The sequence below is a fragment of the Richelia sinica FACHB-800 genome, assembly GCF_014698825.1.
In the GTDB taxonomy this organism is placed as follows: domain Bacteria; phylum Cyanobacteriota; class Cyanobacteriia; order Cyanobacteriales; family Nostocaceae; genus FACHB-800.
In genome coordinates this window covers 188836-213823 of the sequence record NZ_JACJTT010000003.1, presented here as the reverse complement: position 1 = coordinate 213823, position 24988 = coordinate 188836, and the positions used below count along the sequence as shown (strand labels likewise).

The window sequence follows — 24988 nt, the reverse complement described above, 5'->3', positions numbered from 1 at the left end:
CTTATAAGTTTTTCAATTTCATGGTATCCATCACAGTTAATCCCTATCTTGAGGGTAACTTTGCCCCGGTGCGTCTAGAAACTACCACAGACACCTTGCAAGTCATTGGTGAACTACCCGCTGACCTTTCTGGTATGTTTGTCCGTAATGGCCCTAACCCCCAATGGTCTCCCATGGGACAGTACCACTGGTTTGATGGTGATGGGATGTTACATGGTGTGAGAATTAACGACGGTCAAGCTACCTATAGCAACCGTTATGTCAAAACCAGAGGTTGGAAAATTGAGCAAGAAGTAGGTAAAGCCGTTTGGACAGGACTTTTAGAACCACCCCAATTAGACCATCCCTATGGCCCTAGCAAAAACACTGCCAATACTGCTTTAGTCTGGCACACTGGCAAGTTTTTAGCCCTGTGGGAAGGAGGTGCACCTCATCAGATTCAATTACCTAATTTAGACACCATTGGTGAATACAACTTTGATGGGAAATTAATTTCACCATTCACGGCCCATCCGAAAGTAGACCCCGTGACAGGGGAAATGATGTTTTTTGGCTATTCCTTTGCACCACCATTTTTAAATTATGGGGTAGTTTCTGCCCAAGGGGAATTATTGCGGACAGTTCCCATTGAATTACCAATGGCAGTGATGATGCATGATTGTGCTATTACAGAAAATTACACGATTTTATTGGATTTACCCCTGACTTTCAGCCCAGAAAGAATGCAAAGGGGAGAACCAATGATGATGTTTGAGAGCGATCGCCCCAGCCGTTTTGGTATTATCCCCCGTCATGGCGACAATAGCAACATCCGTTGGTTTGAATCTTCACCTTGCTACATATTCCATACCCTTAACGCTTACGAAGAGGGAGAGGAAATTGTACTCATAGGCTGTCGTATGAGTTCTACCAATGTTCTCATTTCACAAGACACACCACCTCATCCCCAAGGAGATATTCCTCGTTTACATCGGTGGACTTTTAATCTCACCACAGGTGCAGTTCATGAGGAACAACTAGACGAAATTCCTGGAGAGTTTCCCCGTGTGAACGAAAATTGGGTAGGAAGAAAAAATCAATATGGCTATGTAGGGAAAATGGCCAATAGTCCCGTTCCCTTGTTTGAAGGTGTAATTAAATATGACTTTAACAATGGTAAATCCCAAACCTATGAATTTGGGCAAGGACGCTATGGTGGCGAAACCGTCTTTGCACCTCGTCTTGGTGCTAAAATCGAAGATGATGGTTGGCTAGTCACATTCGTTTTCGATGAAAATACCCAAACATCTGAACTAGTGGTTATTAACGCCCAAGATGTCACCAGTGAACCCGTAGCGCGGGTGATAATTCCACACCGTGTACCCTATGGTTTTCATGGTGCGTGGGTGACACAGAGGCAGTTACAGCATATCTAATTCATAATTGAATGGTATAAAACCCTCTCCCCCCTTCACCCCCTCAGACCAGTACACCACACCCTCAATTAAGTTACGACCTTTAGAATAGATTCTGTTACACACCCTGATAAAAGCTATGCAAAATCCCCCAATGGTGGTGGGGGATTTTTTGCTTTCACTATAAACATGAGTCTAAGAAAATAGCATTCATTGACACTGGACTTGGTAAATTATCAAATATTTGACCCAGTGCCAAGGCTGCACTGTCACGTACAAAATCATCCGGGTCTTCTAATAATTTAATTAGTCCTGGAATTGCTAATTTATCACCGATTTGACCCAGCGTTAATGCAGCACTATCACGCACACAATCAATCGGGTGTTCCAGAAGTTGCATTAAAGCAGGAATTACCGACTTATCACCTATTTTACCTATTGCGACTGCGGCAATATCACGCACAAAATCTTCCGGGTCTTCTAACAACTTAATCAGTCCTGGTATGGCTAGCTTATCACCTATTTTTCCCAGAGATTCCGCTGCGTAATAACGCACAAAATAAATTGGATCTTCTAATCGTTTAATTAACGCCGGTACTGCTGAATTATCAGCTATTTGACCCAGGGTTTCTGCGGCACTAGAACGAACAGAATCTTCCGGGTCTTCTAACAGGTTAATTAATGCTGGTACTGCTGAATTGTCAACTATTTGACCCAGTGCTACCATAGGAATCAGGCATTGGTAAAGAATCTTATTCATGTGTACTAAGCAGCATAGGTTGCCAGAGACTTATCTACTTCTACCCTTGGTATAAATTTATTAATTATCTCTATTACCTGATGCTTATCTACAGGTTTATTGATAAATTCTGTTGCCCCAAATACCGTTGCTCGTAGCCTGTCAAAAGCCCCATTACTACCTGTTAATATGACTATTGGAGTATTGGCAAATAAGGTAGTACGGCGTAACTGAGCACAGATTTCATAACCACTGATAGTGGGCATGATTAAATCTAAAAAGATTAAATCTGGACGGTTATTGATTAATATTGATAAAGCTTGTACAGGTTCTTCAATACCTAAAAATCTTATCCCCTGTCCCTGAACAATTTGTTCTAAATTTTTACAAATTTGTAAACTATCATCAATGCAAGCGATTAATGGTAAATTTGTCCGTTTCATATCTACATTGCCGTCATTGTTTATTTTTGGTAATGGTAGATCAGCGATTTGGATAAATTCGACAAAACCTTGATGAATATAAGGAAGTAAAGAACGGGTGATATCTAACACACTTTGCTTCATCTTCACGGCTAAATCCCATAGAGTATATTTGCCATTGAGCAATCGTTCTAAGTTTTTATATATCAAAGAACTTACTTGTGTTTGTAGTTGTTCTGCACATCTCAAAACTGGTGCCAAGTTAGGAGAAATTTTCTCTAACCCAGCTTCTGACCAATCTTGCCATAATCCTTGTACCTGGTCTAGAAAAGGAATTCCACTGGTGTAACTCACTGGTGCAGGTACAATTACTTCATTACTCAGTTGGCAAAATACTGCTTCCTGATCTAGGTGTTGAGTGATTTCAAAAAAAATTTCATTGATGATGTTGCTCAAAATAGATTTCATTTGGTTGGGAGTAATTGCCTCTTGTCTATATAAATTGATTAACAAGCGGTAATCCCAATACTCTACAGATTTATCTTCAGAATTTAAAATTAAACTATTAATGTTAATATGCGGGCAAATTTGAGCCAGGTTTCTGCATAAACGACGGTAGGGATGATCACCACCAGTTGCCCAAGCTATTTGACCCATTAGGTAATAAATAACCCAACTCTTTCCTTGAAATGTTTTAATTTCTACTTTACGAGTATATTGTAGTAAAGTAAACCTGTGAAACTCGCTAATAAAATTATTGGCATTCAGCAATTTTGGGATCAACATAAATCAAAAGCAAAATAAAGATGAATGGCACAGCAATTGTCAGAGTTTTAGCCTTGATCAATCTTTAAGATTCAGATTGAAGGCTCCAAAATATATTTATTTAGGTCTTGATTATCAATAAAAACCTACATCATATCTTTTGGTTCATATAACTAGATAAATATAATTAAATAACTTGATTTATTTAAAATTTTATGAATGATATTTATAGTATTTTCGCCCATCAACTTGCTTAAAAAACGCCATGTATGAACAAAAGATTATCAATTCTTTTGCGTAGTTAAATCCCATGGCTGCTGATTTTGTGTTGGAACTTTAACTTCTATCTTAATTTTTTTAGCATGTTTGTTAAGAAAATCAAAGCCATTTTTATAACATATAAAATAATTTTAATTAATACCTTAACTATATAAAGAGTATATATAATCTAGTAATTTATTATTATATTTTTGTACAAAAAAGGCTGAAATCATTACCATCCAAGAAAATAGACATTGTTTACTAATCTTTGATATGTGATTTTACAATTGAATAATCACATCAAATACATTTCATACATATTTTTAAATAAAAATAATCTATCCTCAGATTGATTATTTTATATGGGAGCAGAAATATAGTCAAAACCTCTACAATTATCTTCGCTAAAAATTAGATAAAATTTCTGGAAAATTTTAACCATAACATAACCTATTCTTAATTTCAGATCACAGTTAATAATATCAAATCAGAAAATAACAGCTTGTCTCAATCAATAACTAAACAGCACTAGAAGTAAACTGTTCCAAGTTACGCTTTTGAGCGAAATCTAAATATTGCTGTGCCATCTCTGGAGTTAGTAACTCCAACATTAAACGATTTTCGACCCAAAATTCCATTACATCAAACTGACCACGGTGGCAATGTAAAACTCTCCAACCAGCTTGATTTGCTATTTCCTCGATTCTGGCTTGATTAATAGGGACACTAATTGCTGCATGAATGGGATAATATTGGCTAGGAGATTGATTTTGTTGGAAATTAGCTGGTTGATTATCTCTACCAGGAATTAATTCTGTTTCTAAGGGATAAACCTCTATCATGGTTCCATATTCATCATTTGACAAAGCCATGTAACTACCAGGATGGGGAGAAAATGGAACTGCTTTACCATTCCAAATTTGTGCTAAAACTTCTGCTACATGATGGGGGTTAGATGCAGAAATTGACATGTGATGAATCATGGTTTTTACCTCTTCATGTTTGTAAATTCAGTAAACGGTGCGTTAGGCTAAAGCCGTAACACACCCTACTTAAGATTTACTCAGAATCAAGTTTAACAATTATCTATCTGAAGTTGAGATTTTTAAAATCTACCTATGGATAATTTTGGACAATACATTTAATTTTCTAAATTATCAACAACCCAGGAAGCCACTTGCTGTCTCAATTCTTCCATATCTAAATAATCGTGAGCAAAGGCTTTCTGTAAAAGAGGATGGGGTATAAACTCATCATACTTGTTAATTTCTATTGGTTCAGAATGACTAACTAAATCTTCTGGACTAATTCTTTGCTGACATAAAGATAAAATTTCTGGATAGATAGAGTCAATTTTGTGCGGATTTAATTTAAGAGTGAGATAATAGGGACTAACACCACCTATACTAGAAATTTCTAGGGATTCTCGTCCATAGGCATTAATTAACTTTTCTAAAGTCCGATAAGCGACAGTACCCATCCAGGGAAAGATACAGCATCTATTTTTTCCCAGTTTAATAATATTTTTGTTATCTAAACCAGAGTTTTTAAATAATTTACGAACTTCTTGCAACCGTTGACGTGCATTAGATTGCAGATAAAGATAGTCTGTATTTTCCAATAATACCTGACGCATTTTTTGTAAGACGCGCGTGTGAATATTGCCACTACCACCACGCCAAAAAATACTCGCTTTACCTTCAACTGGTTTGACAGCTATTACCTTCTTTTTAAAATCAACATCTAAAACTTCCCAACTGCGTCCCGCTAAGGCAAACTGATGACCAACGATGGGGGGAGTAACGATACTACCAATGGCATTTGTACCCTGTTTAACTGTATATTCTTGATTGTCTGCAAAAATAGCATAAAATTGAAATTTTTTAACGACTTTTTCTCCAGCTAATCCTAAAATTAATTTACCTTGTTCAGTTTTTTGGAGATGATTGATATCAATTAAATAGCGTAGTAATAATAAGTAATCTGATTTAGAAATTGCTGTAAAAGGTGCTAGATTAAAAATTTCTTGAGCAAGGACAGCAGGGGAAATTTCTCCTTTGGCAGAGATGATACTCATAGTTTGTTGATATAGTAAACTCAAAGGATATTTAATTAATTTAATTGGCTCAATCCACTTTTCTTCTAAATAAAGTTGGATAATGGCGATACACTGGATTAATTGCCAAGGAATTTGTTCTGCTACAGCAGCTTCAGTGGGTGGTTTTTCTTCACCACAAATAAACCGCATATCGGCTGTTTCACCTCTTCTGCCACTGCGTCCCAATCTTTGCAAAAAGCTGGCTACAGATAATGGTGATTCTAATTGAATTACTCGTTCTAAATGACCAATATCTATGCCTAATTCTAAAGTTAGGGTGGCAGCAGTGACCGCAGGTTGATTCGGTTCCCGCATAGCTGTTTCTGCTGCTTGTCGTAAACTGGCAGAAATACTACCGTGATGGACATGATAGATATCTGCATATCCTTGATTAGTGGCTATTTGTCGCAAGGAGGCAATAATTGATTCAGTTTGAGTACGATTATTAGCAAAAATTAGGCATTTACGAGATTGGCTGAGATTAAATATATATTGTTCATATTCTGTTGGTTCTGGGTTTTCTTTATCTAGATAAAAATTTTCTAATGCTAGTTTAATTTGCCGCTTGCCTGACTCAATTTGCGGTGTAATCACAGCCTTGTCTGTACCAGCACCCAACCATGCTTCTGCCATAGCATAATCTCCCAGGGTAGCTGATAAACCAATGCGTCGGGGTGGGTATTTGGTGAATTTAGCTAAACGTTGTAATTGACAAATAATTTGACAACCACGTTCTGAACCCATGAAAGCGTGAATTTCATCAATAATAATAAATTTTAAATCGGCAAAGAGGCGATGTAATTGCTGAGATTTATTAATTAACAGACTTTCTAGGGATTCTGGTGTGATTTGAAGAATACCTTGGGGGTTTTTCAGAAGTTGATTTTTGCGGTTTTGACTAACATCACCATGCCAGTGGTAAACAGGAATATCCGCTAATTTTAATAAATCATTGAGACGTGCAAATTGGTCATTAATTAAAGCTTTAATGGGGCCAATGTATAATGCACCTATACTATTGGCTGGGTTGTTGTGCAATATGGTTAAAACAGGTAAAAATGCCGCTTCTGTTTTCCCAGCAGCTGTGGCCGCAGCAATAAGTAAATGAGCATCGGTCTCAAAGATGACTTGACAAGCAGCAATTTGCGCTGGCCGTAACTCTGTCCAATGATGATGGTAGATATATTCCTGGATAAAGGGTGCAAGTTGAGAAAATGTGCGATCGCTCATATACTCATATTTATCTCATAATTTTAGTTGAGCATCATAAGCTAAATTCAGCCGCTTCATCATCTCGGTTAGCAGTTCCTTGGATACCGAAGGAAGGTTTGAAATTGGGGTCATGAATCAATTGAGCAAATTTCATCTCTGGATTTTGCTGGAGAATATTCAAAATAGTGATAAAGTCTCTGACAATTTCTCCTGGGGTGAGTAAAGCCTCTGCACCCAATCTATTGACAATTTCTTGGATAAATTCCTGTAAGTCGCTAGTGGTTAATTTCTGGCTATAACCAAAATGGTGGGTGTGAATTTCTGTTAATGTTTGCAATAAAGTCAGAATTTCTGTTGTGCTTAAGGGGTTAAGGCGCATCACGGGTCCCATATATTCTTGCACATTGGCTTGGGTAGCAAAACGACTTTCCTTTGTGCGTCTGCGCCATGCCTGGTCAGCGAATAAGCCCCGGTGGGGGTCTTCTAAAAATTTAGTGGTTCCACCAATGAAAATGCCTAAATTTTCGGCTTTACATTGCATGGTGTCATTAAACATAGCCAGGAGTCGATTGTAATTTTTCTCCCTGGTGACGGTAGTAGAAATTTGATATAAATTTACAGCTTCGTCCATTAATACCAATAGACCCTTATAGCCAATTTCCGCCACAAATTTAGCTAACAATTTAATATAATCGTACCAAGTATCATCATCAATAATCACACGTACACCTAAAGCCATTTTCGCTTCAGTTTTGGTGTTATATTCTCCTCTTAACCAGCGCAGAGAAGCATTTTTTAATTCTTCATCATCTAAGCGATAACTGCGCCAATAAGCAATAATCACATTGCCAAAATCAAAGCCGTGAACTAAATCTTCTATATATGCAACTACTTCCCGAATTTTTGCTTCTACTTGGTCATCAAAGCCTTCATCATTGGGACGCATTCCCGTGTCTTTGGCAACTTCCTGTTGGATTTTATTAATCCATCCCTCTAAAATCGAAATCAAAGCACCACCATCAGGACGAGTCTTTGTAGCGAGACGACTCATTAATTCCCGATAGGTAGCTAAACCTTCATTGTTGGTGCCAGCGAGTCGGCGTTCAGATGACAAATCAGCGTCAGCAACTACAAACCCTTGCTCCATAGCCCGGTTACGCACCATTTGCAGCAAGAAACTTTTACCAGAGCCGTAATTACCAATTATAAACCGAAAGGCGGCTACACCTTCTGCAATGTCGTTGAGGTTTTGTAATAGGCTGTTGAGTTCTTTTTCTCGACCAACTGCAATCTGTTCAACTCCGACTCTAGGAACTACTCCCGCACCAAGAGAATTGATGATAGCAGTGGATACTTTTTTCGAGATTTTGAGCTTGGCCATGTAATTTATATCACTTTATTTTCAACAACTATGCAGATAGCCTGGAGGTGAAATTTAGGTAATAGTCTATGACCTCAAATTTCCAGTGGTTATGGGGTATCTACAAACCTAAATTCATCATAGGATAAGGTGATGAATAAATTAATTGGCGGAAACAGATTTTGCATTTAAATTTTCATAGGTATGGAGAATTTTTTGCACATTCAATAAATGTTCGGCAAAAATTTCTGGTGTTTCTGTACCTGGGTCAATAATTAATTCGCCAATGGTATCATTAGCAATTTCATTGATGGCATCTATTAACAAATTCGGCATAGTTATATGCGCTTCTGCTATTTGTTTAATCGTGGCTTTGGGGTTGTCTTGTTCAGCTAGGGCTCTTAATACTTGAATTTCATGTTCTGGGAGTTTTTGAAAAAAGTTATTCCATTCTTGGGGAAGATGATCTAACTTTTGAGATGGAGAATCCAAGGATTCTACTGGTTGGAGTAATTCGTCAAAGGGGAAGAATTCGATATCATCTATATCTTCATCTAGCTCAACAACAACACTGTGACTAGTAGATAATTGTTCAGTGTTCAGTGTTTCTAGTTGATGTAGCAGATCCCAAACTTGGTTTTGCAATAAATCGCGCTCATCTTGTAACAGAGAAATTTGACTTTCTAGTTGCTGAATTTCTGTTTGTTTAGTAGTGGTTTCTGTTTCTAGTGATTTGATTTGATGCTCTAATTTTTCTTGGGAAGTCTTGGTATCTGCCAAAGACTGATTACCTTGGGAAATGGCAATTTCTAATTGTTGAATTTCTATTCTCAATTCATAGAGTTTTTCTTCTAATTGTGGCTTGAGTCTGCCTAATAAAGTCAAATTATTTTCAACTTCTTGCTTTTCCTGTTGAAATGCTTCTATTTGTGCTTGTAATTGGGATATTTCCGTGCGTGAGGCATTACATGTTACTTCCAAGCGGCGTTTTTCAGCATTGAGATTGGTACAGGAGTTGTTAAGTGAAAGAACATCATTTTCTAAATTTTGGATTTCGGTTTTAAAGTTATAAATGTCCGTTTCTACTTGTTTCTTTTGTCCTGCTAAAGTGCCAATATCTCGATGCAAACTATCTCGTTGAGAGCGACATTCAGTAATTTGGTTTTGCAGTTGTTGAGTTTCTTTGTAGAGAATATTTTGATATTCTTCTAATTGCTGAACTTCGTGAATAATCCGAGATTTTAATCCTTCTAGCTCACGAATTTTGCGATGTAGGGAACCAAAAATGCGAATTTCTTCAATTCGTCTTCTCTTATCGACAAATAAGGCGGCTGAATAGGTAGATAAAACAGTGATGATGCCTGTAACAAAAGCTTTTGTAAAATCCCAGTTGGGAACGAGACTAAGACCAAAACTCACACTAAAGGCGGCTAGTCCAAGCATCAATCGATTGCTGATGGTGGTTGATTGCATTTTGCTGGTTTTTAGTGTCGTCAAGTTGTCAGAATGGTTAGTAGTAATTAAGGTCATTAGTCCTCACATTATTCTTGGTATATATCTGGTGATTGATGGGGTACTATCATATGCCTCTGGTTGTATCTCAAAATTTGTCAAACTGGTGGGTGAGATTGATACTCACAGTGTATTTATAGCAGTGAAGAGGGTGATTAGCACACTATTTGATGAGGTAACACCTATGACCACAGGATTTAACTCCTGACTCCTGTTATATCTGAATGGGATGTCTTGTCCAAAAGGTCTAATCATTTTCAGATTCCACTGCCTCTCTATTGTTATTTTCCCCAAATAAAACTAGATCGGCTTTGAGAAAATCAATAAACTGTCTAGCTGTTCTGCCAGACCGACCATTATGGCGAGTGGCCCATTGTAAGGCTTGATATTCTATATCTTGGGCAGGAAGATTGATATCAGCTTGTGCTGCTAAGTGCTGGATGATTTGTAAATAGGTCTTTTGATCTGCTGCGTCAAAGGTGAGAGTAAGACCAAAGCGATCGCTAAAAGATAGCTTTTCCTGCATTGTATCCCAAGCGTGGACTTCTTCTTGATCTTTGGGATTGGGTCGATCTGCAAAATACTCGCGAATTAGATGACGACGGTTAGAGGTGGCATAAACCACTACATTTTGGGGTCTAGCAGTTAAACTTCCTTCTAAAACTACCTTTAAAGCTTTAAAGGCATCATCATCTTCTTCAAAGGATAGGTCATCAACAAAGATAATAAATTTCTGGGGGACTCCCCGCAGTTGTTCGACGATAGTTGGTAAGTCTCGTAAAGCCGATTTAGAGACTTCGATTAAGCGCAGATTTCTGTGACTATACTCATTTAATAATGCTTTAACTAAAGAAGACTTCCCCGAACCCCGACTACCATAAAGTAATACATGCAGTGCAGGTGCTCCTGATAATAAAAATTCTGTATTTTTCACCAGTGCAGCCTTTTGCCATTCATAACCCACCAATGTACTCAGCTGCACTGGGTCAGGATAGGGAATACCAATTAACTCCCCATCTTGCCAACGAAAAGCATGATACTTGACAAATAAGCCAGTGCCATGGTGACGATAATAAGCTGCTAGGTCTGCCACTGCATCACCCCAATTGTCTAATTGTGGCAAAGTAGCCATCATGGTGTTACTGGGGGCTTTAGTCTCTGGTTCCCGATACCAAACCACAGGGGAAACTGGTAAATGGGTGACTACCTGTACCCACTCACTTAAAATCGCACTGTTACATTCGTATAGTATTTGTAATACTTGTAAATCATGTTGGACGGCAGCAACTAAAGCAGGAGATAAAGCACTAAATTCCTGCTGCTGTACCTGCCTCGTAAAAGGATTTTCCGCCGTCAAAATCTGGTTAATTAAATATTCCTCCCAATTTTGGTTAATAGCGGCTAAAGCCTGAAAATAAGCACCATAAGCCTGGAGGCATTGCTGACCATCACCGTCGGCATAACGTATCGTTTGCAACAGTTCCAAAAATGCGATCGCTACTTCCCCATGCAGAACAGATTGGTAGAGTAAAAGAGAGGCAGCTTGACGCTGGAGGAATTGAACCCTGGTATAGAAAGATGTATTGGCTGTAGGCATCGCTTACTTATCCGTCAATCAACTGAGTACATTTTCTGCCGACCTAGAAGGTAAAATCACAATCTACAATAGGTATCATCAATGAATTTAAGTATAGTTGCCGTTTTTGGCTACGGCATTTTAGTGTGAATAAGTGGCATGATTAGCTACATGGAACCTAAAAGTAAAGTTTCCTTCTTACCCTAGTTGTGACACCCACGAGGGGTAGCACACAACTTGGCGTAGCTCAGGTCTGAGTGTAGAAGAGTAGTGAACTTTATCTAAATTACTTGTATCTGTCGTTCTCAGGGGGGTTAGTGATGTAAAATACATATTACTTAAAATTTTTCCAGGTGAAAAATTAACATAAAAGTAACAAAAAATTCATCATTAGCCGCTAGAATTTTCCGGTTATCTCAGCAGTGAGATGATCAATGAAATTAGGAATCTTATGCGTTATGTAGTGTGCAGCAAAAAACTTTATATATTTCCGACTGTGGTCAAAATGTCCTAATTGTTATAGGCAATACAATTGATTCTATCGGGAGAAGTAGGTAAATCACTATGGCTAGTATTTGTTAGTTCAAAACAGCAAATTTATCACCTATTGGCATGGATGGTTTAAAATCTTTCCAGCTAATTAACGTAGCTGAATCAAGGTTTTGAATTATATTTAAAAGGCTGACATTATCCTCGAATAGATATGCCAAATTGACCATCAACAAACAGAATAAAGTTGTTGTGGTCGTGATGATGAAAAAAACAAAAAAATAGTTGTATCATGCCATTTTGGCAGCATTTACTTACACAAATAGGATATGAATAGAGAGTGGCAAGAGATTTGTAATTGCCCTTTCATTGCTAGCTACTACACCATAATTAAGTTCAAGGACAACGGCAATCGGTGATTATTCAGCAGTTTCAATAAATAGGAAATAATTCATGTTATTATCACTATCTTCTCAAAACGTTATCCAGTATCTGCAAGCAGCAGGTCTGTTTAGCATGGAAGATGGCGCATCCTATAAATCTGTGTTGCCAGGAAGTCATCAGAAAAATGTGAATTTATTAGTCAATCTGGCAGGTGATCAACAGCTGCTAGTGAAACAAGAGTGTAAAAGTAGCTTTGATAGCAGTAACCACGAATTTTTTAACGAGTGGCTATTTCACCAATTGCTACAAAAGTTTCCCGTCATTGGTAACATTGGGGCGATCGCATCATTATTGCTACATTATGATCCAGAAAACTCGATTCTGGTTCGTAGCTACCTCAGTGAATATCTAGAGTTAGGGGAATTTTACCATCAACACAATACTTTCCCCACAGAAATTGCTACAGCCATTGGTAATACCTTAGCAGGCTTACATCGCGCTACCTTCCAAAGAAAAGAATATCGGGACTTTATGTCCACTGCTCCCGCAGGACAATTCCGCTATAGCTTTTACAACCCCGCTCAAGGTCTAGGTTCAATTAACCAAGAGATTTTCAGCCAAGTTCCCACAGAAGCATTAGAATTTTATACCCTCTATCAACGTTATGAAAGCTTAGAATCAGCAATTGCAGACTTAGCCTATGAATGGAGTCCTTGCTGCTTAACTCATAACGACCTACAACTGAGCAATATTCTCATCCATTCTCGTTGGGGAAAACTAGATAATTGCCTAATTAGATTAATTGATTGGGAAGCCTGTGGATGGGGAGACCCAGCTTTTGATTTAGGGGCAATCTTAGCTAGTTATTTAAAAATTTGGCTGTCTAGTTTAGTAGTTGATGCCACCTTAAATATCGAAGAATCCCTCGATTTAGCGATGATCCCAATAGAGGAAATTCAACCTTCCTTACTAGCCCTTTTGCGCTCTTACTTCCATGCTTTTCCTGTGATTTTGGACTACCAACCCAATTTTCTCAACCGCATCATTCAATTTGCTGGATTGGCTTTAATCCATGATATTCACAACATGATTCAAAATCAAAAATCTTTTGAACGTACCTATTTATGTGCATTCAGAGTAGCCAAAAGCTTATTGACCATGCCAGAAAAATCGGTCTTAAATATATTTGGTATTTCTGCCAAAGAAATTCTCCATCCAGAAGGCACAAAACAAATTTCTCTTGTAGATAAAGAACAGCAATTAGTTAGGATTTATTACGAAAAAACCCGGTTGCGCGGCTGTTAATCGATTGAAGGGTAAAAACTAATATTTGGCGATAATTATGAGGTGCAAATATATTTATGCTAGATAATTCTACAAATCAACTGCTGAACTCTTTATTTGATATAGCCTCTAATATTCAAATTGAACCTAACTTTTGTATTCAGCACCCTAATTATCAGCCCTTTGGTTTACCTACCACAGTTGCTCACCGCTTTCAACAAAATCCCCCAGCCTTACAACAAAAATATTTAGCCTTACTGCTGCGAAACTTTTTGCATGGTATTTACTACAACGGCTCATTGCAAAATGTTTTAGCGGTCAATAATGAAAATGCACATTATTCCCAGCAGACTTTAGAGCAAAATTGCTTAGGTGTAGATTGGCATTTTTATGAACAATTACACCAAAATAATCATGGCATAGGACATTATCAGCCTGGTTGGCAAGTGTTAAGACTAGAACCAGATGGAACTATGGCCGTAACTAAAGATGATTTGACATTATATGTAGAACCAGAATGCCATCTGCAAACTAGTCAAAAATCTGTGAAAGTGGGAGATGTCATTGCAGTTTGGATGCCCAAAAATCGCTGGCAAAATGGCTGTTATGTAGCAGTCAGTGATGTAGGTCAGGAGAGACAGAAGATAGATGCAGATATGGAAGTGGGACGCATTTATTTTAACTTGACCCCAGAGGGAGCGATCGCACTCATGGATAGTCTCACCCAACAACTCAACCACGTTGCCATTCCCTTTAGCTTTCAAGTTTTGTATAATCCTGCCGCCTACGGACGCTATGATGCTGGTGTCCTACACTTTGAACGCCAAGACTATCCAATTATTCACAAAATCCTACAAAACGTTTACCCACAACATCAATCCCACTTTCAGCCAGCAATACCTTTATTCACCAAATTTTTAGCCCCAGGACTAGGTTTAGCAGAGGAACCCAGCCAAAAATTTGCCACTCATGACAGCTTTGGCATGAACCGCTGTCAAATAGTTGCTAACGCTTTGTTAGAAGCTTGGCAAAAGGGTAAAAATGCCATCGAGGAACGGATGCGAATTATTGAGCAACACTTTGCCCAGCACTTGATTGACGTGCATCGTCCCTACCTCAACCCCAGTTCTGAGGATATCTATATTCCCTTAAATTGAGTCGAAATTGAGTCGAAATTCTGGGCTAGCAAAGCTGTACCGTTTCTTTGTCTAGCTGCATATATAGCAGGTGACAGGTAACAGGTGACAGGTGACAGTGCTAAAAGGCTTTTGCTGTCTAAGTTTTATTCTTAGTTAATGTCCTAACCACTCTGTCCATTGCTATATATACCCCCTTGCCAAGGGGGGACTACAGGGGGGTCTTATTATGTGCATCTTGATCCAGAAATGGTATAACGTATTTCCGTCATTGCGATCGCAAGAAATACCATAAAAAAAATCGGGTATGTTTAACCCGATTGGAGTCACAGAGAAAAATTAAATAATTACAAGTCTTGATAAATAGGGACAGACAGGAATGAAGGCAGTTTGAGAGCAGCCATTAATTCAACTCAGACCACCAACGTATCCCTATTACAACCTAGACAACGCAGACGAATATTTTTATTAGCAGTTTGGCAATTGACAAAATACCTTTGATTCGGGGGTGTTAATTCTACCTCAACTGCTACTCAGAAGATGATTGAATGAAGTCATTTTTAAATGAGAAGTCAATTTCTCAAAATAATGTTCTACATCTGAATCACTATGCGGAACATTGATCCCTGCCTTTTTTGCTACCTGGGTATCAGTCTTTAAACGGAGAGAGTATGACTTCTTGATTGATGACTTTTGAGGTCTTCTCAGCCAGTTGGGTTAAATCAGCCGTCTTTGACTCGACGTTCAAACTCCGTACAAGTTTTCTCGACTATATCCAAAGCAGAGGCATAAATGTCATTGTGCTCTTCCTTCAACCAACTCAAAAGCCTTGCTATTTGTGCATTTCGTAAATCTAAGTCAGTCTGAAAAATAATTGAAGTAGCGATCGCTTGAGCATATTGCGGTGGATGACCTTGCTTCACAAACGTATCCACTAATGCCGCTAGAGCTTGCTGAGGCACAGGAGTTGAATTACCTTCCATATATAATTGCTAGAAAAAATAATTGCACACATCACTCTAATTGATTTAGCAGAATAGTTGCCATTAGTACGATTGCTTAACTTGTAATAGCACCTTACACAAATCATTGTGTGATTACTCACTCTTACTCAGAGTTATCAACCCCAACAGCGCAAATCATTACCCTACAAGTAATTCATACTCTCATTGCTGGAATTTGACTGAGTGGGACTGTACTTGATAGATGCTCATCTTTCCACACATCTCAAGCAATTAATTCCTTATCTGCACGGGCTTTGTCCTTTTAAAAATCAACTCTATCTACTTGATTGATATTTCACAGATAGGATAAATCAACATCACCGTAGTCATTCCAGACAATTTAAGGGAATTTACTCACTTAAAAAATCTTGTACTTGCGTATTTCTCAATTCAACATCTGCCCCTCTTCCGTAAAATATCTCATAGAGAACTTCTCCGCAATTTCGTCTTAATACTGAGCATTAATGCCCTATGAAGTAGCCATATAAAGTCTGGGGTACCTGTTTTATCCTGAGTTGTGATTGTGAAAAACTACAAAACACAGTTAATAGAGTAAGTTATTGTTTTTGTATTTATGTAGATACCTCAGTGAATAAGAGGAATAATTACGGAGCGTACCTTGCTTACTTATATTATTTTACTACTGTGTCTCCGTGAGATACCCTGAACTAATACGTGGGTAAAGTCTGGTCTTAAGAGAGTAATTTGACTGAGAATTAAGCCAGATTTTTCGCATAAACACCAAGCAAAAAGCTTGAATTTTCGTCTTTTTTTTTAATTTTAATGCAAAATTTTACAAAAATTAATAAATCATATTTTTGATTTAAACTATTGACATCAAAAAAAATGAGTGATAGTTTTTTATACATGGGTTGATTCAAAAAACGAATCAAGTCAATCAGCAAAACAACAATGAGTTAAGGTACAAAAACATGGCAGTCGAAAAAACAAATTCTTCCTCTAGCTTGGCAGAAGTTATTGATAGAATCTTAGACAAAGGTATCGTTGTAGACGCTTGGGTTCGCGTTTCTTTAGTAGGTATTGAATTACTAGCAGTTGAAGCCAGAATCGTTATCGCTTCTGTAGAAACCTACCTGAAGTATGCAGAAGCCGTAGGTTTAACTCAATCCGCAGCAGTTCCTGCTTAATTTTTAAGTAGATTGCAAATCAAACCGATTTTTTCATAGCAGAATAACTATCAGCGGCTAAATATAGTTATTCTGCTCAAGGCAAAGATTCAACAACAACAATGAGTTAAGGGACTAAACATATGGCAGTTGAAAAGACTAATTCTTCCTCCAGCTTGGCAGAAGTTATCGATAGAATCTTAGATAAAGGTATCGTTGTAGACGCTTGGGTTCGCGTTTCTTTAGTAGGTATTGAATTACTAGCAGTTGAAGCCAGAATCGTTATCGCTTCCGTAGAAACCTACCTGAAGTATGCAGAAGCCGTAGGTTTAACTCAATCCGCAGCAGTCCCTGCTTAATTCTTACACAGATTTTTCCGTAGCAGAATAACTATCAGCGGCTAAACATAGTTATTCTGCTCAATGCAAAGATTCAACAACAACAATGGGTTAAGGTGCAAACATATGGCAGTTGAAAAGACTAATTCTTCCTCCAGCTTGGCAGAAGTTATCGATAGAATTCTAGATAAAGGTATCGTTGTAGACGCTTGGGTTCGCGTTTCTTTAGTAGGTATTGAATTACTAGCAGTTGAAGCTAGAATCGTTATCGCTTCCGTAGAAACCTACCTGAAGTATGCAGAAGCCGTAGGTTTAACTCAATCCGCAGCAGTTCCTGCTTAATTTTTAAGTAGATTCCAGAATCGCAGAATTTAATTATTCATTGAATTCTGCTCTTATTCCTGCTTTGGTGAGAGTTTTCTCAATAGATATAACCAAAAAGCAGAAATTCCTTCAACTACATTTACTGGGTAACTCATCTCCACACCAGTAAATGTGGTTAATCCTTGTTTATTATTTTCTGGAGAACTTCATGACTGCTTTAATGGAAAGAATTCGACAGGAACATCGCTCAATAGCTGAGGAAGTTAATCAACTATTTGCAGAAACTCAAGAATTCCTGTCCGCAACCAAAACTGAACGCATGGCTCAAGCTAAGGAACAAGCACAGAAATTGTACCAGTTCCATCAAGAACTTGAGCAAGAAACTCATGAATTTTTAGCACATGCAACCAAAGAACGCATGGCTCAAGCTAAGGAACAAGCGCAGAAATTGTACCAGTTCCATCAAGAACTTGAGCAAGAAACCCATGATTTCTTAACCAAGACTACTGAAAAACGCATGGCTCAAGCTAAAGAACAGCAGCAATATCTGCGTCAGTTTCGCCAAGATTTGTTTGTGAGTATTTTTGGTATTTCTGGTCTGTAATTAAGTCTTCCTAAGTAACAGAGCTTTTCTGTTTGAGAATCAGACTAAATAGTAAATCCCCCTCATCTTGCAGTCGCAAAACTGTTAAGACAAGGGGGTACATAATGAAATTCAACAATGAGTTTTGGCGTGAAACTTTGGTAGTCTAACTTTCCACTGTAGTTAAGCTAAGACCAACAGCTATTTGATAATTAACTGCTCTACAGTGTTTGCACTAGTCTCCTCGCTTCATGCACTAATGGAGTAATTATAGCACTTTAAAACAAAAAAAATAGCATCTTCGTGCTTTTTTTTAATTTATTTTCTTCCCATCTTTAGTTTATGACAATTACCAAGATGAATCATAAAAGAGCCGTTCTTCGTGTTCGTCCAGGGCAGTTTGTGGTGACACCTGCTATCGAAAAAGTGGCATTTCGGGCATTACGTTATCTCCAATCAGGTTTTCCTATTCACTTACGCGGTCCCGCTGGAACAGGAAAAACAACTTTAGCCCTACATCTTGCTCACTGTCTCAATAGACCAGTCATGTTGCTGTTTGGAGACGACGAATTTAAAAGTTCCGATTTGATTGGTAGTGAATCTGGCTATACCCATAAAAAATTGTTGGATAATTATATCCACAATGTTGTCAAAATGGAAGATGAATTCCGACAAAATTGGGTTGACTCACGGCTCACATTGGCTTGTAGAGAAGGCTTTACCCTAGTCTATGACGAATTTAACCGTTCACGTCCAGAAGTTAATAACGTCTTACTATCAGCCTTAGAAGAGAAAATCCTCAGCCTTCCTCCTAGTAGCAACCAGCCAGAATATTTGAATGTAAATCCCCAATTTCGGGTGATTTTTACCTCTAATCCTGAAGAATATTGCGGTGTTCACTCCACCCAAGATGCTTTGATGGATAGATTAGTTACTATCAATATGCCAGAACCAGATGAGGTAACTCAAAGGGAAATATTAATTCAGAAAACTAATATAGATAGAGAATCTGCTCACTTAATCGTACATTTAGTTAAAACCTTCCGATTAGCTACAGGAGCAGAAAAAACTTCTGGGTTAAGGTCTTGTTTAATGATTGCCAAAGTCTGTGCAGACAACGATATCTTAGCCACACCAAAAAATTCAGATTTTCGAGAAATTGCGATGGATATTCTCTTCAATCGCACTCACTTATCTCTGGCAGAATGCACCAGTATTTTCCTAGAAGTGCTGAAGGAATGTGCTGCACAACAAGTAGAGAGTATCACAATTGAAGATAGTTCTCACTTGAGCGAACCAACTGACAATGATGTTCCCTTCGAGAAAGAAGTTTACAACTATTTAGTTCAGCAAAGAAGTGAAGGGATTACAGGATTACAAAAAGGCTTAAATTTAGACCGTAACATTGTCTTAAATGCCCTCCGCTCTTTAGAGCAAAAATCCTTGGTGAACAAAATTAATCGTCTCTACACTATTCAAGAGTTGAACCATTCGTGACTTCTACCCCCATTCTCCCCACACGTCCTCAAGCCAACTCTAGTCGAACTATTAATACATCTACCCAAGGTTCGACTTTAGCAGACATTCTGGAAAGAGTTTTAGATAAAGGTATTGTAATTGCTGGTGACATTTCCGTATCTATCGCCTCTACAGAACTGTTACACATTCGCATTCGCTTGTTAGTATCCTCTGTTGATAAAGCTAAAGAGATGGGTATTAATTGGTGGGAAAATGACCCTTATCTCAGTAGCAAAGCACAAAGTTTATTGACAGAAAATCAACAACTGCAAAATCGCCTTGCCAGTTTAGAAGAACAGATTAAATTACTGACATCTAGCACTGTTAACGTACAAATTCCATCCACAGTAAATAATGTGGAAAATGATGCTCAACTTCTGGATAGAGAAAGTATTTCTACACCGATAGATTCTCAATTTGAAGATTCATTAATTGCCATTGAGGAGTGATTTCTATCGTCATGAGAACTGGAATCGAATTTAAATGCTTGAATGAGGTGGCATGATGGAAATGCTTTGTACTTCAGTTGACGATTCCAAATATTTGCAAAACACCGCTTCTAAATCTAAAAATGAAGCGGGTTTAGCACCTTTGTTTTTGACTGTATTAGAGTTGCTGCGTCAACTCATGGAAGCTCAAATAATTCGCCGTATGGATCAGAATTATCTGAGTGAATCTGACTTAGATAGAGCCGCAGTCAGTTTACAGAAATTAGAGGAACAGATTTTACATTTGTGTCAGATATTTGAAATTGATCCAGCCGACTTAAATATAAATTTAGGAGAATTTGGGACTTTGTTACCTAGTTCTGGCTCTTATTACCCAGGAGAACCAAGTAGTAAACCTTCAATCCTAGAACTATTAGATCGACTATTAAATACTGGCATCGTTGTGGATGGTGAAATTGACCTTGGTTTAGCACAATTGGATTTAATTCACGCCAAATTACAGTTGGTGTTAACTTCTAAGCCAATTTAGCCCCCAGTTATCAATTGTAAGTTTAAGTTTAATTTATTGGCAGCTTATGAGTTTTGGTCTTTATTTGTACGGCATTTTTCCTGAAGAAGTCGCTCCTCCTGTTGGAGTGAATGGATTAGATGGTCAAGCAATTGCGAGTCAAGTTGTTGATGGATTTAGTTTTTTATATTCAGAGGCTCGTCAAGAAAAATATTTGGCTTCTCGTCGCAATTTATTAACCCATGAAAAAGTTCTAGAACAAACAATGCAAGCAGGATTTTACACCCTGCTACCGCTGCGCTTTGGATTAGTTGTCAAAGATTGGGAAAGCATCAATGCCCAACTAATTAAGCCATATAAAGAACAGTTAACAGAGTTGTTTCAAAAACTGGCAGGACAACGAGAGGTAAGTATTAAGATTCTTTGGGATACCAAGGCAGAACTGCAATCAATGATGGAATCTAATCCAGAATTAAAACAGCAGCGGGACAACATGGAGGGAAAAAAGCTCAGTATGGAAGAGGTGATTCAAATTGGTCAATTGATTGAAAGTAATTTATTGGCCCGCAAGCAAGATGTAATTCAGGTTTTCTGTCATGAACTCAATCCTTTAGCTAAGGAGGTGGTGGAAAGTGAACCTATGACAGAAGAAATGATCTACAACGCTGCGTTTCTCATTCCTTGGGACAAAGAATCTGTATTTAGCGATCGCGTGGAAGCCATTGACAAGCAATTTGGCGATCGCCTACGCATTCGCTACAACAATTTTACTGCTCCCTATACCTTTGCCCAGCTTGCTTCATGATAGTCAACTGTCTATCAATTATTTCCCTACCTCCCAGCCTAACTTCACCACTCAATAGGAGTGATCACCATGTTAATGAAAGTTTTACTAGCACCCGTCATGGGGCCAATCAGTGGAGTTGTATGGATTGCCGAGCAAATTCAAGAGCGGACTAATACTGAATTCGACGCTCAAGAAAATTTGCATAAACGATTATTAAGCTTACAACTCTCTTTCGATATTGGCGAAATCAGTGAAGAAGATTTCGAGGCTCAAGAAGAAGAAATTCTGTTAAAAATCCAAGCTTTAGAAGAGGAATCCCGCTTGGCAGCCTTAGCTGAGGAGTATGAAGACTGGCAAGAAGAACTAGAGGTAACATCAGAAGCTGATTCTGAACCGACTTTAGTCTTGTTATCTTAGTTTTTCTGGTGGTAGTGGTTCAGTCATCTAAGTTTTAGTTAATGTCTTCACTCTTTTGTCTACTGCTATAAAGATGGATTTTTCAGGCAAGGTAAACAATAAAAAACCCGGCTGACCGGGCGTATATTTTTCTCTTTGTTTACTTGCCTAAATCTTCAAAGCAATTAATATTCGATTTCAAAAGCATGATAATTATTTCCTTCTTCAAAGATACTTGACCGAATCAATTTATCAGTGGATTTATGGTTGGGTTGCCGCAATTTATTAATCGTTCTTTCAGTTGTCTCTATCTCTTGGTTAAGGATATCTAACCGTTTCTGAAGTACAGTCATCCGCTCTTTAATTCCCGATAGCTCTCGATTAATTCGTTGCTTTTCTGTCACCAATTTATAAAGATCCAATTGACTGGAAGCATCAGATTTATTTCTAGGCATTGTACTAATTCTAGACCTAACAAGATGACGATTACGAATGTTTTTCATAAAACAACCTGAATATTTTATAGTATTATAACTGAGTTCATTTGATTGTAAATACTAAATTATACAGAGAATAAGAATTTATTATTTACTTCAATCACTGCATTTTTTCAGAGAAAGAATCACTTTAATTTCTGTCAACTAATATTTATATCTGGTAAAAATATATGGACTTAAACAATTTCTACACCTATGCTTTTTTAGAAACACCTAGCTTTCCTTTGACTTTGCCCCAGGGTCTTGCTAGTCAAGTCATGTTAATTCATGGTGATGAACTGTCAGCGATTGTCGAACCAGGAATATTATTCGAGTCATTAAGGAATAATGATGAAAAAATTATCCAAATGGCTGTATCCCATGATCGGGTAATTCGCGAACTTTATCAGCAAACAACAGTTCTACCCTTGCGGTTTGGTACATATTTCGTTTCTACGGAAAAGCTTTCTATCCATCTCAAATCTCATTACCAAGAATATCGAGACAAAATCAAGCAAATTGATGGTAAAACCGAATTTGCTTTAAAACTAATTCCCCGTCAACCAGAGGAGTTAGCACCAGTGGAAGCCAGAGGTAGAAATTACTTTTTGGCGAAGAAACAACAATATCAAAGCTATCAAAATTTCAGTCTTGACCAAGCCAAAGAAAAAGCAAATTTGATTGACTTAATCAAAAACATCAACCAATTACCCGTATTTATTCAAGACCAGGAGGCAGAGGTCAAAATTTATCTGCTGATTAATTCTCAAGATAAAATTTGGCTGCTAGAAAAGTTTTTATCCTGGCAGCAATCTTGTCCACATTGGGATTTATTTCTAGAAGATTGCTTACCTCCTTACCATTTTATTTAAACCAGTATTTATTAATTGCGATGCTTATCTTATGAATCAGTACGACTCACTTAATTTAGTTATGTTTAGCGGCAAAGGAGGGGTAGGTAAAACTACAATTTCTTGCTGTTTTGCTCGTTATTGGGCGAAGAAATTCCCTCAAGAAAAAATCTTGCTTCTGTCTACAGACCCAGCCCATTCTTTAGGAGATGTGTTACTGTCAGCAGTAGAAGATGAAGCTTTACCATTAACAGATTTACCTAATTTGAGTATTCAGGCTTTAGATGCTCAAAAACTATTATTAGAATTTAGAGCTAAATATAGTCATTTTTTAGAAATATTGGTAGAGCGGGGCAGCTTGGCTGATGGGGACGATTTAGCCCCTGTGTGGGATTTTAATTGGCCCGGCTTAAATGAATTAATGGGTTTATTAGAAATTCAACGTCTACTCTCAGAAAAAACTGTTGATCGCATCGTTGTTGATATGGCTCCTTCTGGGCATACATTAAACTTGTTGCGATTAAAAGATTTCTTAGATGTAATTTTAAATTCCTTAGAATTATTTCAGAAAAAACATCAAGTTATTACCGAAACTTTCACTGGTAGTTATACCTGTGATGAAGTTGATCAGTTTTTAGCCGACCTCAAGCATCAATTATCAGCAGGTCGGAGATTACTACAAGATCAACAATTTACAGGTTGTTTAGTGGTTGCCATTGCTGAACCTATGTGTCTAGCTGAAACTGAACGATTTTTAGAAAATTTAACTACTCTTGATGTACCCTATGCAGGTATCTTCATTAATCATATTCTTAAAAATCCTGAGATAGATCCAGACCGCTATGGAGAACAGCAAAATTTACTCAATCAATTCTTAAAAATTTCTCCTAATCAACCGATTTTTACTATACCCCAACAGCATTATCCACCCTTAGGTGGCTGGGAATTAGATAATTTAACAGGACAAATACAAAAAATAGAGCAAGTACAACCGATATATATTTCTCCAGTGAAATGGCCAGCCAAAATCCTACCCAGTTTGCATGATTTTGTCGCCGAAGGATGTAAATTAATTATTGTTGGTGGTAAAGGTGGTGTGGGCAAAACCACCGTATCTGGTGCTATGGGTTTAGCTCTTGCTAATCGTTATCCTGAGCGCAGAATTAGCATAATTTCTATCGACCCAGCCCATTCTTTGGGAGATGCTTTTGGTAAAAAATTAGGACATGAAACGCAATTATTGACTCCTAATTTAACTGGACAAGAAATTGATGCCAATAAAATCTTAGACCAATTCCGAGAAGACTATCTTTGGGAATTGGCAGATATGATTAGTGGTGAAGGAACAGGTATTCAGTCAGAAACAAGTATAAATATTGCTTATATTCCTGATGCTTGGCGACAGATTATGTCGCAAGCCCTACCAGGCATTGATGAAATGTTATCTCTAATTACTATTATCGATTTATTGGATAGTAATCAGCAAGATTTGATTATTTTAGATACTGCACCTACGGGACATTTACTACAATTTTTGGCAATGCCCTCAGCTTTAGGAGATTGGTTATCTTGGATATTTAAGTTGTGGATTAAGTATCAAGATATTTTAGGGCGAGTAGATTTCATTGGCAGATTAAGGAATCTCCGCCAACAAGTTATGCAAGCTCAGAAAAAGTTAAAAAACCCCCTTCATACTCAATTTGTGGGTGTAGTTCAAGCAGAACCTGCAATCATTTCTGAACATATACGCTTAACGGAATCTCTCAAGCAAATGGGAATTCAACAAAGTTATATTGTCGAAAATAACTACAACTCAGACCTGGAAATTGACTACAACTTATTTCCAGAACAAACTATTATCCACTTACCTCACTTGCCCAGATCAGTTGAGCCGTTTGAGCGTATTCAAGGGGCTGCCAATCTTTTATTTGAATTTAATACATTAGCCTCCAACTCAGTTTGAAGGTAGCTGATTTTTTTAGCTTGTTTCTAAGA

General features: G+C 37.8%; 24 protein-coding genes. 14 read left to right on the top strand and 10 right to left on the bottom strand.

The window, feature by feature from the left end:
- Positions 1-20: 20 nt before the first annotated feature.
- Positions 21-1415, top strand: a complete 1395-nt coding sequence (locus H6G73_RS04415) for a carotenoid oxygenase family protein (RefSeq protein ID WP_190601737.1) — start codon at positions 21-23, stop codon at positions 1413-1415.
- Positions 1416-1575: 160 nt separating this feature from the next.
- Here H6G73_RS04415 and H6G73_RS04410 read toward each other — a convergent pair whose 3' ends face one another.
- From H6G73_RS04410 to H6G73_RS04380, 7 genes are all read right to left on the bottom strand, one after another.
- A complete protein-coding gene (locus H6G73_RS04410) occupies positions 1576-2154 on the bottom strand; it encodes a HEAT repeat domain-containing protein (RefSeq protein ID WP_190601736.1) in 579 nt (192 codons plus the stop codon).
- A gap of 5 nt (positions 2155-2159) precedes the next feature.
- Positions 2160-3341: a response regulator gene (locus H6G73_RS04405; RefSeq protein WP_190601735.1), complete on the bottom strand. Its 1182-nt coding sequence runs from the start codon at positions 3339-3341 to the stop codon at positions 2160-2162.
- Positions 3342-4099: 758 nt separating this feature from the next.
- Positions 4100-4564, bottom strand: a complete 465-nt coding sequence (locus tag H6G73_RS04400) for a hypothetical protein (protein ID WP_190601734.1) — start codon at positions 4562-4564, stop codon at positions 4100-4102.
- 158 nt (positions 4565-4722) lie between these two features.
- A complete protein-coding gene (locus tag H6G73_RS04395) occupies positions 4723-6909 on the bottom strand; it encodes a DEAD/DEAH box helicase (RefSeq protein WP_190601733.1) in 2187 nt (728 codons plus the stop codon).
- 34 nt (positions 6910-6943) lie between these two features.
- Entirely contained in the window at positions 6944-8272 is a 1329-nt protein-coding gene (locus tag H6G73_RS04390; protein ID WP_190601732.1) for an ATP-binding protein, read from the bottom strand.
- Positions 8273-8413: 141 nt separating this feature from the next.
- The gene (locus tag H6G73_RS04385) at positions 8414-9781 is read right to left on the bottom strand and encodes a tellurite resistance TerB C-terminal domain-containing protein (protein WP_190601731.1); all 1368 of its coding nucleotides are present in this window, start codon (positions 9779-9781) and stop codon (positions 8414-8416) included.
- A 229-nt stretch (positions 9782-10010) separates the two neighbouring features.
- The gene (locus H6G73_RS04380; protein ID WP_190601730.1) at positions 10011-11360 is read right to left on the bottom strand and encodes an ATP-binding protein; all 1350 of its coding nucleotides are present in this window, start codon (positions 11358-11360) and stop codon (positions 10011-10013) included.
- 921 nt (positions 11361-12281) lie between these two features.
- Here H6G73_RS04380 and H6G73_RS04375 point away from each other — a divergent pair.
- Both H6G73_RS04375 and H6G73_RS04370 read left to right on the top strand, forming a co-directional pair.
- Positions 12282-13517: an aminoglycoside phosphotransferase family protein gene (locus H6G73_RS04375; protein WP_190601729.1), complete on the top strand. Its 1236-nt coding sequence runs from the start codon at positions 12282-12284 to the stop codon at positions 13515-13517.
- A 56-nt stretch (positions 13518-13573) separates the two neighbouring features.
- Entirely contained in the window at positions 13574-14653 is a 1080-nt protein-coding gene (locus H6G73_RS04370; RefSeq protein ID WP_190601728.1) for a T3SS effector HopA1 family protein, read from the top strand.
- A gap of 701 nt (positions 14654-15354) precedes the next feature.
- Here the strand turns inward: H6G73_RS04370 and H6G73_RS04365 are convergent.
- Positions 15355-15615, bottom strand: a complete 261-nt coding sequence (locus H6G73_RS04365; protein WP_190601727.1) for a hypothetical protein — start codon at positions 15613-15615, stop codon at positions 15355-15357.
- Positions 15616-16352: 737 nt separating this feature from the next.
- Positions 16353-16505: a hypothetical protein gene (locus H6G73_RS24270; RefSeq protein WP_206756229.1), complete on the bottom strand. Its 153-nt coding sequence runs from the start codon at positions 16503-16505 to the stop codon at positions 16353-16355.
- A gap of 63 nt (positions 16506-16568) precedes the next feature.
- On the opposite strand from H6G73_RS24270, the gene gvpA (H6G73_RS04360) reads away from it, so the two are divergent.
- The 9 genes from gvpA (H6G73_RS04360) (at position 16569) to H6G73_RS04320 (ending at position 21687) form a co-directional block, all read left to right on the top strand.
- A complete protein-coding gene (gene gvpA / locus H6G73_RS04360; RefSeq protein ID WP_057178839.1) occupies positions 16569-16784 on the top strand; it encodes a gas vesicle structural protein GvpA in 216 nt (71 codons plus the stop codon).
- A 122-nt stretch (positions 16785-16906) separates the two neighbouring features.
- A complete protein-coding gene (gvpA, locus tag H6G73_RS04355) occupies positions 16907-17122 on the top strand; it encodes a gas vesicle structural protein GvpA (protein ID WP_057178839.1) in 216 nt (71 codons plus the stop codon).
- Positions 17123-17227: 105 nt separating this feature from the next.
- Entirely contained in the window at positions 17228-17443 is a 216-nt protein-coding gene (gene gvpA, locus H6G73_RS04350) for a gas vesicle structural protein GvpA (protein ID WP_057178839.1), read from the top strand.
- Positions 17444-17633: 190 nt separating this feature from the next.
- Positions 17634-18029 (top strand): gas vesicle protein GvpC, encoded by a 396-nt coding sequence (gene gvpC / locus H6G73_RS04345; protein WP_190601726.1) that lies wholly within the window; start codon positions 17634-17636, stop codon positions 18027-18029.
- 321 nt (positions 18030-18350) lie between these two features.
- A complete protein-coding gene (gvpN, locus tag H6G73_RS04340) occupies positions 18351-19505 on the top strand; it encodes a gas vesicle protein GvpN (protein WP_190601725.1) in 1155 nt (384 codons plus the stop codon).
- Positions 19502-19975, top strand: coding sequence for a gas vesicle protein (locus H6G73_RS04335; RefSeq protein ID WP_190601724.1), 474 nt, complete (start codon positions 19502-19504; stop codon positions 19973-19975). The genes gvpN and H6G73_RS04335 overlap by 4 nt, the downstream gene beginning before the upstream one ends.
- A gap of 61 nt (positions 19976-20036) precedes the next feature.
- Positions 20037-20504, top strand: a complete 468-nt coding sequence (locus tag H6G73_RS04330) for a gas vesicle protein K (RefSeq protein WP_199317612.1) — start codon at positions 20037-20039, stop codon at positions 20502-20504.
- A gap of 46 nt (positions 20505-20550) precedes the next feature.
- Entirely contained in the window at positions 20551-21288 is a 738-nt protein-coding gene (gene gvpF, locus H6G73_RS04325; protein WP_190601723.1) for a gas vesicle protein GvpF, read from the top strand.
- Positions 21289-21357: 69 nt separating this feature from the next.
- On the top strand, positions 21358-21687 hold the full coding sequence (locus tag H6G73_RS04320; RefSeq protein WP_190601722.1) for a gas vesicle protein GvpG: 330 nt from the start codon (positions 21358-21360) through the stop codon (positions 21685-21687).
- A gap of 164 nt (positions 21688-21851) precedes the next feature.
- On the opposite strand, the gene H6G73_RS04315 is transcribed toward H6G73_RS04320, so the two are convergent.
- Positions 21852-22169, bottom strand: a complete 318-nt coding sequence (locus H6G73_RS04315) for a gas vesicle protein (protein WP_190601721.1) — start codon at positions 22167-22169, stop codon at positions 21852-21854.
- 164 nt (positions 22170-22333) lie between these two features.
- Here H6G73_RS04315 and H6G73_RS04310 point away from each other — a divergent pair, with 164 nt between their 5' ends.
- A complete protein-coding gene (locus H6G73_RS04310; RefSeq protein ID WP_190601720.1) occupies positions 22334-23014 on the top strand; it encodes a GvpL/GvpF family gas vesicle protein in 681 nt (226 codons plus the stop codon).
- 61 nt (positions 23015-23075) lie between these two features.
- A complete protein-coding gene (locus tag H6G73_RS04305; RefSeq protein WP_190601719.1) occupies positions 23076-24956 on the top strand; it encodes an ArsA family ATPase in 1881 nt (626 codons plus the stop codon).
- The last annotated feature ends 32 nt before the right edge of the window (positions 24957-24988 follow it).